Source organism: Pseudomonas sp. GL_090 (assembly GCF_057837765.1).
This window is the reverse complement of the sequence record NZ_CM174452.1, coordinates 2,431,775-2,444,072: the sequence shown is the minus strand read 5'-3', so window position 1 is coordinate 2,444,072 and position 12,298 is coordinate 2,431,775. Positions and strand designations below refer to the sequence as shown.

Sequence of the window (12,298 nt, the reverse complement as noted above, 5' to 3'; positions counted from 1 at the left end):
GGCTGATCCGAGGCGGTCTGGTTTGCCTCGATGGAACCCATTAAAAGCCTGCGAGGTATCTCGTCTGTGTCGGGAATCAGCGTGAATCAATCGCTGCGTATCAGAACCGGGCGCAGATACAGAGCAATACAAAACCGCTGGAAATCGGCTTTTTTGCCTTCGTGTGTATCCGCAGGCAAGCCAGATACACTGCAATACAAAGGGCGGCAGGCGAGCCCGCCCAGGCTCGATAGACTGTGTGGCATTCCCCATTTACCAGAGGTTTGGCCCAATGGATCACGTTGATCACATCCTCATCGTTGACGATGACCGCGAAATCCGCGAACTGGTTGGCAACTACCTGAAGAAGAACGGCCTGCGCACCACGGTCGTGGCGGATGGACGGCAGATGCGCGCCTTTCTGGAAACCACCCCGGTGGACCTGATCGTGCTGGACATCATGATGCCGGGGGACGATGGCCTGGTGCTCTGCCGTGAATTGCGCGCCGGCAAGCACAAGGCCACCCCGGTGCTGATGCTCACCGCCCGCAACGATGAAACCGATCGCATCCTCGGCCTGGAAATGGGCGCCGACGACTACCTGGTCAAGCCGTTCGCCGCCCGTGAACTGCTGGCGCGGATCAACGCGGTGCTACGACGCACGCGCATGCTGCCGCCAAACCTGGTGGTGACCGAAGCCAGCCGGCTGTTGGCTTTCGGCCGCTGGCGCCTGGACACCTCGGCCCGACACCTGCTCGATGAAGACGGCACCATGGTGGCCCTGAGTGGCGCCGAATATCGATTGCTGCGGGTGTTTCTCGACCATCCGCAACGGGTGCTCAACCGCGATCAATTGCTCAACCTGACCCAAGGCCGCGATGCCGACCTGTTCGACCGTTCCATCGATCTGCTGGTCAGTCGCCTGCGCCAGCGCTTGCTCGACGACGCCCGGGAACCGGCCTACATCAAGACCGTGCGCAGCGAAGGCTATGTGTTTTCCCTGCCGGTGGAAATCCTGGGCGATCAATCATGACCCTGGCGCTGCATTGGCCGCGTACCCTGGCCTCGCGGCTGTCGCTGATTTTCCTGATCGGCCTGATCCTTGCCCAGGCGCTGTCCTTCGGCGCGCAGTACTACGAACGCTACGAGTCCTCGAAAAACACCATGCTCGGCAACCTGGAAACCGACGTTTCCACCTCCGTTGCCATCCTCGACCGCTTGCCCGTCGATGAGCGAGCCGCGTGGCTCAAACAATTGGAGCGGCGCAATTACAGTTACCTGCTCAATGAGGGTTCGCCGGGCACGCCCATCCGCACCGACATGCCCGATGCGCCCATTGCCATTGCCTCGATCAAGGACGCCATCGGTCACGATTACCCGATGACCTTTACCGACATCCCCGGGCCGAAAAAACATTTTCAAGTGCATTTGAAACTGGCGGATGGCAGCCCGCTGACCATCGACGTCCGCCCGGCGATGGTGCCGTTGTCGCCCTGGCTGCCCATCGTGTTGCTCGGGCAACTGGCGCTGACGCTGGCCTGCTCCTGGCTGGCGGTCAGAATTGCCATCCGCCCCCTCACCCGCCTCGCCGGTGCGGTAGAAACCCTGGACCCCAACGCGCACCCAGTACTCCTGGACGAAAAAGGCCCGACCGAAGTCGCCCACGCCGCCAGGGCCTTCAACTCGATGCAAGCACGCATCGCGGCCTACCTGAAGGAACGCATGCAGTTGCTCGCGGCAATTTCCCACGACCTGCAAACCCCGATCACCCGCATGAAACTGCGTGCCGAGTTCATGGACGACTCCAGTGAAAAAGACAAACTGTGGAACGACCTGGGCGAAATGGAACACCTGGTCCGCGAAGGCGTGGCCTACGCCCGCAGCATCCACGGCGCCACCGAAGAAAGCCGCCGCACCGACCTCGACTCGTTCCTCGATAGCCTGGTGTTCGATTATCAGGACGTGGGCAAGGACGTGCAGCTCACCGGCAAAAGCGCAGCCGTCATCGACACCCGTCCCCACGCCTTGCGCCGGGTGCTGGTCAACCTGACGGACAACGCATTGAAGTTTGCCGGTGCTGCTCAATTGCAGGTGGAAAAACGGGCCGATGGCAATCTGTCGATCAGGATCCTTGACCGAGGCCCGGGGATCGCCGAGGAGGAGCTCAAGCAAGTGATGGAACCGTTCTATCGCGTTGAGAGTTCCCGCAACCGCAGCACCGGCGGCACCGGGTTGGGGCTGGCGATCGCCCAGCAGCTGGCGGTCGCGATTGGAGGGTCGTTGACCTTGAGCAATCGCGAGGGTGGCGGGTTGTGTGCGGAGTTGCGATTGCCGGTGTAGAAGGGTTTGGCTTAAGGGTGAGGATATCGGCCTTGCCGTAAAGAATGGTTGGCTGGCAGGCCGTCATCGCGAGCAGGCTCGCTCCCACAGGTACTCAGTACATCCGCGAGATATTGCTCGGCTGGCAGGACGCCTTCGCGGGCAAGTCGGATCGCCGCACCGCCGCTCCCACAGGTACTCAGTACATCCGAAAGATTTCGATCGGCTGGCAGGCCACCATCGCGAGCAAGCTCGCTTGTATGGTAGGACTTGAAGGGAGGAGGAGGGACAAGGCTCGATTCTGACTGTTAGCGCAGTACAGACCGTGGGAGATTTCACCCCTCCTCCTTTCACCCAAGCGCCGATAAAGAATGCATCTGGCTAGACCGACGATAGGAACAAGCCTGCGCCTCTGGGTGAGCCCTTCAAGTGCTCAAACCTTATCCCGGAGGAAATCCTGTGGCAATGCCGGTCTCTCTATCAAAACCGATCGTGGGTGTGGATGTCGCCAAGAATGAGCTGGTGATTTATCAGTATGATGGTGATTCGCTTCAAGAGATTCCCAACACCAAGACATCCATCAAACAGTGGCTGAAGGCGTTGTCGGGAACGGTGGCCATTGCCATTGAGGCGACCAACATCTACCACCTGGACTTCGCTGATCTGGCCTATGAGGCCGGTTGTACGATTTACATGGTGGGAGGCTATGAACTCAAACATTATCGCGAAGGCGTGAAGATCCGCGCCAAAACCGACGCACTGGATGCCAAGCTGCTGGCTCGTTACCTGAAGAACGAGGCCGAGGAGTTGCGTCCCTGGACCCCGCCCTCACCGCTGTACCGCCAGCTCCTGAGCCTTTTCCGCCGTCGCGCAGCCTTGGTCCAGGCCAGGGTCGGCCTGGTGCAGAGCTGGTCGAATGAGCCGCTGCTCAAGGCGGCTTTTGCCGAGCAAGTGAAGTCCATGCAGCAGCTTGAGACGCTGATCGAAAAGACGATCAACGATCAGCTCAAAGAGGCCGGTTTGCTCGGTCAATTGAAGCGCTGCCTGAAAGTTGAGGGTATTGGATTTTTGACTGGGGCCCGCTTGATAACCGCATTTCAGCGAGGAGATTTTAGAAACGCGGATGCATTTATCGCCTTCTTGGGCATGGATTTACGGGTGGCGAAATCAGGACAGAAGGACGCTCGCCGCAGTTTGAGCAAGCACGGTGACCCCGAGGCCCGCCGACTTCTGCACAATGCAGCGATGTCGGCTAGCCGTACGAAAGCCTGGAAAGGGTATTACGAAGAACAAAGAACTCGGGGGTTCAGCACCACTCAGGCGCTAGTGATGCTGGCTCGCAAGCTTGCTCGGGTGGTATTCGCCTTGCTGAAAGGGCAAAGCGAATATCAGCCAAAAGCCAGTTGAGGACTTTCCCTCAACCATAGAATCTCCCACAGAAAGGCAAAGGCAGAGCGGCGTACACCGCGCCGCTTTTCACCACTCATCAGGCCGAGCGTTAGCTCGCCTGCAGCTCTTGATCTTGATCCACCCGCCCCCATCGGCAGGCTGAGTGGAGGTGTTCATCCGGGGACTGGTGCGCAGCGCCGTTCGACGCAGTCGAACTCATTGCATGTAGGTCGAAGCGAAGCCGACCGGAGGGCAATGCCCCCGGATGAATACTGGAGCGAAGGAACGCCGAGCCTTAGCGAGGGGCCGTACGTAAGGGGCGAGACCTTTGGTTCCTTTGGGGCGTTTGCCAAAGGGACTCGCCGTAAGGGCGAAACCATAAGTCGCCGTTACCGCAGAAACGGATATGTACTCAATCAACCAAGAGCCTGGTCGGCCCAGAGGCCGCCAAGGTCAAAGAAGATCAACCAACACCAACAACCCCCTCCCCATGCATCTGCCGCAACAAAGCCAACCCTCCCTCCAAAAACTCAGAAGCCCCTACCATCCCCGCCTCGACCGCCAATCCCTGCAACTGCTCACGCCCGGTCAACTCGGGAAACTCGCCAATTCGCTGCAACAACCGCCACGCCAACGGACTCAGTTCAGAAAACTTCACTCCCCAGTCCTCGGCACGACGCACCAGCAACAAGGTCGGCTGAGCAGGCACCACATCAGGCTGACAATCCGGCCCCACCCGTTGCACCGGCCAGGCATACGCCAACGGCCAGGCCAGCGGCGACACCTGCAAGGGTCGATCCAGCAGCAACGCGGCATGACCGGCAACCAGAGGCTCGGCGTCAGACTGCTGCAGCGCCATTTCCACCCACTCGTAATGCGCCAGTTCCACCATGAACGGCGGCCACGACCCATCGCTCAACGCCTGAGGCCCGGCCGCGAGAAACTCGACAAACTCCTGGGCGATCTCACCAAATTTCGGCGTGCGAGCGCGGTAGTCCCGCAGAAAGATCCGCACCAGCGAACGCCAGCGTTCATCCCCCAGAATCTTCACTAACACCGGAAAGGTGCCACTGAGCAGCGAAGACAGGTTGGCGAACACCAGATCGCGATAAACCTGTGCCCGCACCGGGTCCATTTCAGTGGGTGGCGCGTTGTGTTCAGGGTCGCGCAGGTACAGGCCCAGGGTGGTTTGTTGATGCAAAAGACTCGACTTATCCACGGTTCACGCCCTCCCGTTGCAGGCGGCGAATGGTCTGCAGTTCCGCCACCAGTTCGGCGAATACGGGAAAGTTGAAATCCCGCTCCAGCAAGGTCGGTTGCGCGCCAAACCGGGCATAAGCCTGGGCCAGCAACGACCACACCGCCGGTTTGACCGAAGCGCCATGGGTGTCGATCTTCAAAGTATCGGACTCGTCGAAATGCCCGGCAATGTGCATCGCCACCACCCTGCCTGAATCGATGCCCGCCAGAAACGCCTGCGGATCGAAGCCGTGGTTGATCGAATTGACGTAGACGTTGTTGACGTCCAGCAGCAGGTCGCAATCGGCCTCACACAGCACGGCATTGGTGAACGTCACCTCCTCCATGTCCTGTTGGGGCGCGGCGTAATAGGAAACGTTTTCCACCGCCAGACGTCGCCCGAGAATGTCCTGGGCCTGGCGGATACGCGCGGCGACGTGGTGCACCGCCTCTTCGGTAAACGGCAGCGGCAACAGGTCGTACAGGTGGCCGTCATCGCTGCAATAGCTCAAATGCTCGCTATACAGCGGCACGTTGTAGTGATCGAGAAAAACCCGGACTTCCTGCAAAAAAACGATGTCCAGCGGCGACGGCCCACCGAGGGACAGGGACAGGCCATGACAGGACAACGGATAGCGTTCCGCCAGGGCGCCCAATGCCGCGCCGTGGGCGCCGCCGATGCCGATCCAGTTTTCCGGCGCGACTTCCAGAAAGTCGAAATCGCCTGCCGGTGCGGCCTGGAGGTCTTTGAGTAAACCGCGACGCAGGCCAAGCCCTGCGCTGGCCTTGGCTACGGGGGGGATGGATGTCTGCATGGTGTCGATCTCGCATGTGTCCAGGATTGCGGGCAGGTGCCCGCCTTGAGACACAGTTAATCGAAGGGGTGTATCGGGACTGTGTTCGACAGGGCACGACAATGGATGGCTATGTATCGAAACCGGGGCTGGACACACTGCAATACACAACGCCACCCCCTGTAGGAGCGAGCTTGCTCGCGAAAAACCCGAGCACACCGTGTATATCCAGACAGCGCGCGTTATCGTTGACGACCTTCGCGAGCAAGCTCGCTCCGACAGAGGGTTGTGCCAGGCTCGCCGCTTTCGTCGCGCCAGACCACGCAATACAAGGCCCGAACTAAACTTAACGCACACAGGGCCCGCTCAGCGCCCTGCACATTCCAACGACCACCGCCCAGCGGCGAGCACTTCGCCAGACAATGCCTCTGGACCGTGATCCTGCTGAAGGAGCACACATGATGGACGAGGCCAGACTTAACGATTTCATGGGCAAACTGGTGAATGACATGGGCGGCGCGGCGATGCTCGCCAACGTCATCCTCGGCGAAGAGCTCGGCCTGTACCGGGCGATGGCCGACAGTCAGCCCATCACCCCCGAAACCCTTGCCGAGAAAACCGGCTGCAACACCCGTCTGTTGCGCGAATGGCTCAGTGCCCACGCCGCCTCGGGCTACATGGAACATCGCAACGGCCAGTTCCGCCTCCCCGAAGAGCAAGCCATGGCTCTGGCAAACGAAGACTCACCGGTTTATGTGGCGGGCGGGATCGGCGTGGTCGCGTCGTTTTTCCATGACAAGGACAAACTGGTCAAAGCGATGCGCGGCGACGGCGCCCTGCCCTGGGGCGATCACCATCCGTGCATGTTCAGCGGGACCGAACGCTTCTTCCGCCCCGGCTACAAAGCCCATTTGGTTGCCGAATGGTTGCCGGCCCTCGACGGCGTGGTGGCCAAACTGGAGGCAGGGGCCAAAGTGGCGGACATCGGCTGCGGCCATGGCGCCTCGACGGTGATCATGGCCCAGGCGTTTCCGGATTCGCGCTTCGTCGGTTTCGACTACCACGCGCCGTCCGTTACCGTTGCCACGCAACGGGCCGAAGAAGGGGGTGTGTCCGATCGGGCCCGGTTCTTCCAGGGCACGGCCAAAAGTTACCCCGGCAGCGACTACGATCTGATCTGCTACTTCGACTGTCTGCACGACATGGGCGACCCGGTGGGCGCGGCCAAGCATGCTTATGAATCATTGAAAGACGACGGCACCGTGCTGCTGGTCGAGCCCTACGCCAACGACTTGCTCGACGACAACGTCAACCCGGTCGGACGCCTGTTTTACGCGGCGTCGACCTTTATTTGCACGCCCAACTCGCTGTCCCAGGAAGTAGGCCTCGGCCTCGGTGCCCAGGCCGGTGAAGCGCGGTTGCGCAAGGTGTTCACCGAAGCGGGTTTCACTCAATTCCGCCGGGCGACTGAAACGCCGTTCAACCTGATCCTGGAGGCACGTAAATAGTCCCCGCCGCCATCTCTGTAGGAGCGAGCTTGGTCCGGGCGGCATTCCGACGATGGTGTGTCAGCTATATTGATGACGACTGACACTCCATCGCGAGCAAGCTCGCTCCTACAGGTTTCCCGGCATGCTCGACCGCCAGACCCGTGACCAACTCGATCGCCTCCATCAGCTGATGGCGGATCAGCCGTTTGCCGTGCTGACCGGTGCCGGTATCAGCACGCCCTCGGGTATCCCGGATTATCGCGACAGCCAAGGCCTGCGGCGTGGCCGACAACCAATGATGTACCAGGAATTTCTCTCGGCCCCGGAGTCCCGGCGACGCTATTGGGCGCGGGCGATGCTCGGCTGGCCAAGGGTGCGACTGGCACAACCGAACGTGGCCCACGACACCCTGGCCCGCTTGCAAGGCACGCGGCAGATCAGCGGGCTGATCACTCAGAACGTCGACACCCTGCACGACCAGGCCGGCAGCCGTGACGTGATCGAACTCCACGGCAGTCTGCACCGGGTGTTGTGCCTGGATTGCGGCCAGCGCAGTGAACGCGATTCGATCCAGTACCTGATGGAAACACAGAACCCCTACCTGGCCGGCGTCGACGCGATGCAGGCGCCGGACGGCGACACCTTGCTCGACCCGGCCTTCGAGGAACGTTTCAAGGTCCCCCACTGTCCGCATTGCGCCGGGGAACGGATGAAGCCGGATGTGGTGTTTTTTGGCGAGAACGTCGCACAGGCCACGGCGGCCAAGGCGATGGCCGCCGTCGAACAGGCTGCGGGGCTGTTGGTGATTGGCTCGTCGTTGATGGCCTATTCGGCGTTTCGCTTGTGCCGGGCGGTGGTGGATCAGGGCAAGCCGTTGATTGCGATCAACCTGGGCAAGACCCGGGCCGATGAGATGCTGGATTTGAAGATCGAGGAGTCGTGCGAGCGGTTGTTGCCAGTATTGGCGAAGCTACTTGGCAACTGACGAAACCCGATCCCTGTAGGAGTGAGCCTGCTCGCGATGGGGCCGGCACATACAACATCTTTGTCAACTGACACACCGCCATCGCGAGCAGGCTCGCTCCTACAGAGGATTGTGATCAGCTCATGGCAACTCGCTGCCCAAGATTTTCCTCTTTGAGCACATCAAACAACGCCTGCGCCGCCGCCGACAGCTCTCCCCCCGGCAACGTGAGCACCCCCAGCGCCCGCTCCACCACAGGGTTGCGCAAGGTAATGCAACGCGCCCCCAGTTCGCGCATCTGCCCGGCGCACAAGGCCGGCACCGCGCTCACGCCCAGGCCGCTGGCGACCATGCGCCCGACCGTCGCCAGTTGATGGCTTTCAAACTCCACCGGCAGCTTCATGCCCCGGGCCTGCAAGTGTTCTTCCAGCATCACCCGCACCGTCGACGGTCGCTGCAAGGTAATGAAGGGTTCCTTGAGCAGGGTCTGCCAGTCGATGTCGTCGAGTTCGGCCAGCGCCGAATCCAGGGGCACCACCGCGACGAATCGGTCGATGTACAACGGTGTGAATTGCAGCGACGAGCTCTGGGTCGGCTCGAACGCCACCCCCAGTTCCACCTGGCGGTCACGGACCATTTCCAGCACTTGTTCGTTGATCACGTCATTGACCGTCACGTTGACATTCGGATAGCGCGCGCGGAAGGTCTTGAGGATCGGCGGCAGCAGGTTGCCGGCAAACGACGGCATCGCCGCCAGGGTCACGCGACCGCGCTGCAGGGTGAAGCGCTGACGCAGTTCATCCTCGACATTGTCCCAGTCGGCGATCAAGCGGCGCGCCAGCGGCACCAGAGATTCGCCTTCGGCGGTGAGCGACACGTTACGTGTGTTACGGGTGAACAAGCGCCCGCCCAAGCCCTCCTCCAGCGCCTTGATGGTCAGGCTCAGGGCCGATTGCGACAGGTGCAGGCGCTCGCAGGCCACGGCAAAGCTCAGGCTCTGGGCCACGGCCAGAAAGGCGCGGATCTGCTTGACGGTCATGGGGCGATGCTCCGGTTGTAAGCTTCAGGTTCTAAGCTGCAATAGAAGAGACAAAACATTATTGAGCTTTATCAATCAATCCGCTCTAAAAAACAACTTAACAAATGAATCTCACAGCGAGACACTCCATCCCATTCGGCTAGCCAGCCGCCCACAAAGAATAAAAGAGGTGCATATGGCAGGTTTCGACAAGCGCGTGAGTTCCTACGAGGAAGCACTGGCAGGTCTTGAAGACGGCATGACCGTGATCGCCGGCGGCTTCGGCCTGTGCGGGATCCCGGAGAACCTGATCAACGAGATCAAGCGCAAGGGCACCCGCGATCTCACCGTGGTTTCCAATAACTGCGGCGTCGACGGTTTCGGCCTGGGCGTACTGCTGACCGACCGCCAGATCAGCAAAGTGGTGGCCTCCTATGTCGGCGAAAACAAGCTGTTCGAAGAGCAACTGCTCAAGGGCGAAATCGAAGTCACCCTGACCCCGCAAGGCACCCTCGCCGAAAAAATGCGCGCAGGCGGCGCCGGCATCCCGGCCTTTTTCACCGCCACCGGCGTTGGCACTCCAGTCGCCGAAGGCAAGGAAGTCCGCGAATTCCATGGCCGCAAGTACCTGATGGAAGAATCCATCACCGGCGACTTCGCCATCGTCAAAGGCTGGAAAGCCGACCATTTCGGTAACGTGATCTATCGCCACACCGCCCAGAACTTCAACCCGCTGGCGGCCACCGCCGGCAAGATCACCGTGGTCGAAGTCGAAGAAATCGTCGAACCCGGCGAGCTGGACCCGGCGCAGATCCACACCCCTGGCATCTACGTCGACCGGATCATCTGCGGCACGTTCGAGAAGCGCATCGAACAGCGCACCGTGCGTAAGTGATCCCCTGCCCCCGGACCGAATGAAGGAATAACGACAATGGCACTTTCCCGCGAACAAATGGCTCAACGCGTCGCCCGCGAAATGCAGGACGGCTTCTACGTGAACCTGGGCATCGGCATTCCGACCCTGGTCGCCAACTACATCCCCGAAGGCATGGAAGTCATGCTGCAGTCGGAAAACGGCCTGCTGGGCATGGGTCCGTTTCCTACCGAAGAAACCATCGATGCCGACATGATCAACGCCGGCAAGCAAACCGTGACCGCACGCACCGGCGCGTCGATTTTCTCCTCCGCCGAGTCCTTCGCGATGATCCGCGGCGGTCATGTCGACCTGACCGTGCTGGGCGCGTTCGAAGTGGACGTGCAAGGCAATATCGCCTCGTGGATGATCCCCGGCAAACTGGTCAAGGGCATGGGCGGCGCGATGGACCTGGTGGCCGGCGCCGACAACATCATCGTCATCATGACCCACGCTTCCAAGGACGGTGAGTCCAAGCTGTTGTCCCAATGCAGCCTGCCGCTGACCGGCGCCGGGTGCATCAAGCGTGTACTGACCGACCTGGCCTATCTGGAAATCGAAAACGGCGCGTTCATTCTCAAAGAACGTGCGCCGGGCGTCAGCGTCGAAGAGATCGTCGCCAAAACAGCCGGTAAACTGATCGTGCCGGACCACGTACCGGAAATGCAGTTCGCTGCCCAGTGAGGAATCATTCCATGCAAGAAGTCGTCATTGTTGCCGCCACGCGCACCGCGATCGGCAGCTTCCAGGGATCCCTGGCCAATGTGTCCGCGGTTGACCTGGGCGCTGCGGTGATCCGCCAGCTGCTGGCGCAAACCGGCCTGGACCCTGCACAAGTCGATGAAGTGATCATGGGCCAGGTACTGACTGCCGGCGCCGGGCAAAACCCTGCGCGCCAGGCCGCGATCAAGGCCGGCCTGCCCTTCGCCGTACCGGCCATGACCCTGAACAAGGTCTGCGGCTCGGGTCTTAAAGCCCTGCACCTGGGCGCCCAGGCGATCCGCTGCGGCGACGCCGAGGTGATCATCGCCGGCGGCCAGGAAAACATGAGCCTGGCCAACTACGTCATGCCCGGCGCCCGCACCGGCCTGCGCATGGGCAACGGGCAAATCGTCGACACCATGATCAGCGATGGCCTGTGGGATGCGTTCAACGATTACCACATGGGCATCACCGCCGAGAACCTGGCCGAGAAATACAGCCTGACTCGCGAGCAGCAGGACGCGTTCGCCGCCGCCTCGCAGCAGAAAGCCGTAGCCGCCATCGAAGCCGGGCGCTTCGTCGATGAAATCACCCCGATCCTGATCCCGCAGCGCAAGGGCGATCCGCTGTCCTTCGCCACCGACGAGCAACCACGGGCCGGCACCACCGCCGAATCCTTGGGCAAACTCAAAGCCGCCTTCAAGAAGGACGGTTCGGTGACCGCCGGCAACGCTTCGTCGCTGAACGACGGCGCCGCGGCCGTGATCCTGATGAGCGCGGAAAAAGCCAAGGCCCTCGGCCTGCCGGTACTGGCGAAAATCGCTGCCTACGCCAACGCAGGCGTCGATCCGGCGATCATGGGCATCGGCCCGGTGTCGGCCACTCGCCGCTGCCTGGACAAGGCCGGCTGGAGCATCGACCAGCTTGAGCTGGTTGAAGCCAACGAAGCCTTCGCCGCGCAATCGCTGGCGGTGGCCAAGGACCTGGAATGGGACTTGAACAAGGTCAACGTCAACGGCGGCGCCATCGCCCTGGGTCACCCGATCGGTGCCTCGGGTTGCCGCGTGCTGGTGACCCTGCTGCATGAAATGCTCAAGCGCGACGCCAAAAAAGGCCTCGCCACCCTGTGTATCGGTGGTGGTCAGGGCGTGGCACTGGCGCTCGAACGGGCGTAAGCCAACAGCGTTCAACAGACGGCGCGGGGACCCACGAAGATCCGTGACCGCCTGGAAAAACACCCGGTACGATGCAAGTCGTACCGGGTTCTTTTTTGCCTGCGTTTTTTCAGGTGGACCGAGTCATCGTTCTTCGCGAGCAGGCTCGCTCACACAGGGGATTTGTGGTCACAGAAAGTTAACTGTGGGAGCGAGCCTGCTCGCGATGAGGCCCGAACTGTCACCTCAAAAACTGCAGATTCAACCATAGCGGATTGACCCCATCGCGGGATGTCCAAAAAACGTATGCGCAAAGACCTTTCGCACAATTTTCAAA

General features: G+C 61.0%; 11 protein-coding genes. 8 read left to right on the top strand and 3 right to left on the bottom strand.

Features of this window, described 5'->3' with window-relative positions:
• Positions 1 to 271 precede the first annotated feature (271 nt).
• The 3 genes from AC3ITA_RS10935 to AC3ITA_RS10925 all read left to right on the top strand — a co-directional run bounded on the left by AC3ITA_RS10935 (position 272) and on the right by AC3ITA_RS10925 (position 3,705).
• Entirely contained in the window at positions 272 to 1,012 is a 741-nt protein-coding gene (locus AC3ITA_RS10935) for a response regulator (protein ID WP_095946382.1), read from the top strand.
• Positions 1,009 to 2,319: an ATP-binding protein gene (locus tag AC3ITA_RS10930; RefSeq protein WP_095946381.1), complete on the top strand. Its 1,311-nt coding sequence runs from the start codon at positions 1,009 to 1,011 to the stop codon at positions 2,317 to 2,319. The genes AC3ITA_RS10935 and AC3ITA_RS10930 overlap by 4 nt, the downstream gene beginning before the upstream one ends.
• Positions 2,320 to 2,763: 444 nt before the next feature.
• Entirely contained in the window at positions 2,764 to 3,705 is a 942-nt protein-coding gene (locus tag AC3ITA_RS10925) for an IS110 family transposase (protein ID WP_489280770.1), read from the top strand.
• Positions 3,706 to 4,150: 445 nt separating this feature from the next.
• On the opposite strand, the gene AC3ITA_RS10920 is transcribed toward AC3ITA_RS10925, so the two are convergent.
• Both AC3ITA_RS10920 and AC3ITA_RS10915 read right to left on the bottom strand, forming a co-directional pair.
• Positions 4,151 to 4,906, bottom strand: a complete 756-nt coding sequence (locus AC3ITA_RS10920; protein WP_489280260.1) for an HvfC family RiPP maturation protein — start codon at positions 4,904 to 4,906, stop codon at positions 4,151 to 4,153.
• Positions 4,899 to 5,741 carry an HvfB family MNIO-type RiPP peptide maturase gene (locus AC3ITA_RS10915; protein WP_095945684.1) on the bottom strand — a complete coding sequence of 281 codons (843 nt, stop codon included), beginning with the start codon at positions 5,739 to 5,741 and terminating at the stop codon, positions 4,899 to 4,901. The genes AC3ITA_RS10920 and AC3ITA_RS10915 overlap by 8 nt, the downstream gene beginning before the upstream one ends.
• Before the next feature lie 440 nt (positions 5,742 to 6,181).
• On the opposite strand from AC3ITA_RS10915, the gene AC3ITA_RS10910 reads away from it, so the two are divergent.
• Positions 6,182 to 7,228 carry a class I SAM-dependent methyltransferase gene (locus tag AC3ITA_RS10910; RefSeq protein WP_414927754.1) on the top strand — a complete coding sequence of 349 codons (1,047 nt, stop codon included), beginning with the start codon at positions 6,182 to 6,184 and terminating at the stop codon, positions 7,226 to 7,228.
• Between the two features lie 124 nt (positions 7,229 to 7,352).
• On the top strand, positions 7,353 to 8,195 hold the full coding sequence (locus tag AC3ITA_RS10905; protein ID WP_489280258.1) for an NAD-dependent protein deacetylase: 843 nt from the start codon (positions 7,353 to 7,355) through the stop codon (positions 8,193 to 8,195).
• A 115-nt stretch (positions 8,196 to 8,310) separates the two neighbouring features.
• On the opposite strand, the gene AC3ITA_RS10900 is transcribed toward AC3ITA_RS10905, so the two are convergent.
• A complete protein-coding gene (locus AC3ITA_RS10900; protein ID WP_095945681.1) occupies positions 8,311 to 9,213 on the bottom strand; it encodes a LysR family transcriptional regulator in 903 nt (300 codons plus the stop codon).
• 175 nt (positions 9,214 to 9,388) lie between these two features.
• Between AC3ITA_RS10900 and AC3ITA_RS10895 the strand changes: the two genes are divergently transcribed.
• Genes AC3ITA_RS10895 through AC3ITA_RS10885 form a run of 3 tightly spaced genes read left to right on the top strand, consistent with a single transcriptional unit; the run spans position 9,389 to position 11,982 of the window.
• On the top strand, positions 9,389 to 10,087 hold the full coding sequence (locus AC3ITA_RS10895; protein ID WP_046043267.1) for a CoA transferase subunit A: 699 nt from the start codon (positions 9,389 to 9,391) through the stop codon (positions 10,085 to 10,087).
• Between the two features lie 36 nt (positions 10,088 to 10,123).
• Positions 10,124 to 10,789, top strand: coding sequence for a CoA transferase subunit B (locus AC3ITA_RS10890; protein ID WP_008026717.1), 666 nt, complete (start codon positions 10,124 to 10,126; stop codon positions 10,787 to 10,789).
• Positions 10,790 to 10,800: 11 nt separating this feature from the next.
• Positions 10,801 to 11,982 (top strand): acetyl-CoA C-acetyltransferase, encoded by a 1,182-nt coding sequence (locus AC3ITA_RS10885; protein ID WP_095945680.1) that lies wholly within the window; start codon positions 10,801 to 10,803, stop codon positions 11,980 to 11,982.
• Positions 11,983 to 12,298: the final 316 nt, after the last annotated feature.

Excerpts from the sequence above, each read along its gene's own strand:
- AC3ITA_RS10935 (WP_095946382.1), top strand. The coding sequence starts at position 272 with ATGGATCACGTTGATCACATCCTCATCGTTGACGATGACCGCGAAATC.
- AC3ITA_RS10930 (WP_095946381.1), top strand. The coding sequence starts at position 1,009 with ATGACCCTGGCGCTGCATTGGCCGCGTACCCTGGCCTCGCGGCTGTCG.
- AC3ITA_RS10925 (WP_489280770.1), top strand. The coding sequence starts at position 2,764 with ATGCCGGTCTCTCTATCAAAACCGATCGTGGGTGTGGATGTCGCCAAG.
- AC3ITA_RS10915 (WP_095945684.1), bottom strand. The coding sequence starts at position 5,741 with ATGCAGACATCCATCCCCCCCGTAGCCAAGGCCAGCGCAGGGCTTGGC.
- AC3ITA_RS10910 (WP_414927754.1), top strand. The coding sequence starts at position 6,182 with ATGGACGAGGCCAGACTTAACGATTTCATGGGCAAACTGGTGAATGAC.
- AC3ITA_RS10905 (WP_489280258.1), top strand. The coding sequence starts at position 7,353 with ATGCTCGACCGCCAGACCCGTGACCAACTCGATCGCCTCCATCAGCTG.
- AC3ITA_RS10900 (WP_095945681.1), bottom strand. The coding sequence starts at position 9,213 with ATGACCGTCAAGCAGATCCGCGCCTTTCTGGCCGTGGCCCAGAGCCTG.
- AC3ITA_RS10895 (WP_046043267.1), top strand. The coding sequence starts at position 9,389 with ATGGCAGGTTTCGACAAGCGCGTGAGTTCCTACGAGGAAGCACTGGCA.
- AC3ITA_RS10890 (WP_008026717.1), top strand. The coding sequence starts at position 10,124 with ATGGCACTTTCCCGCGAACAAATGGCTCAACGCGTCGCCCGCGAAATG.
- AC3ITA_RS10885 (WP_095945680.1), top strand. The coding sequence starts at position 10,801 with ATGCAAGAAGTCGTCATTGTTGCCGCCACGCGCACCGCGATCGGCAGC.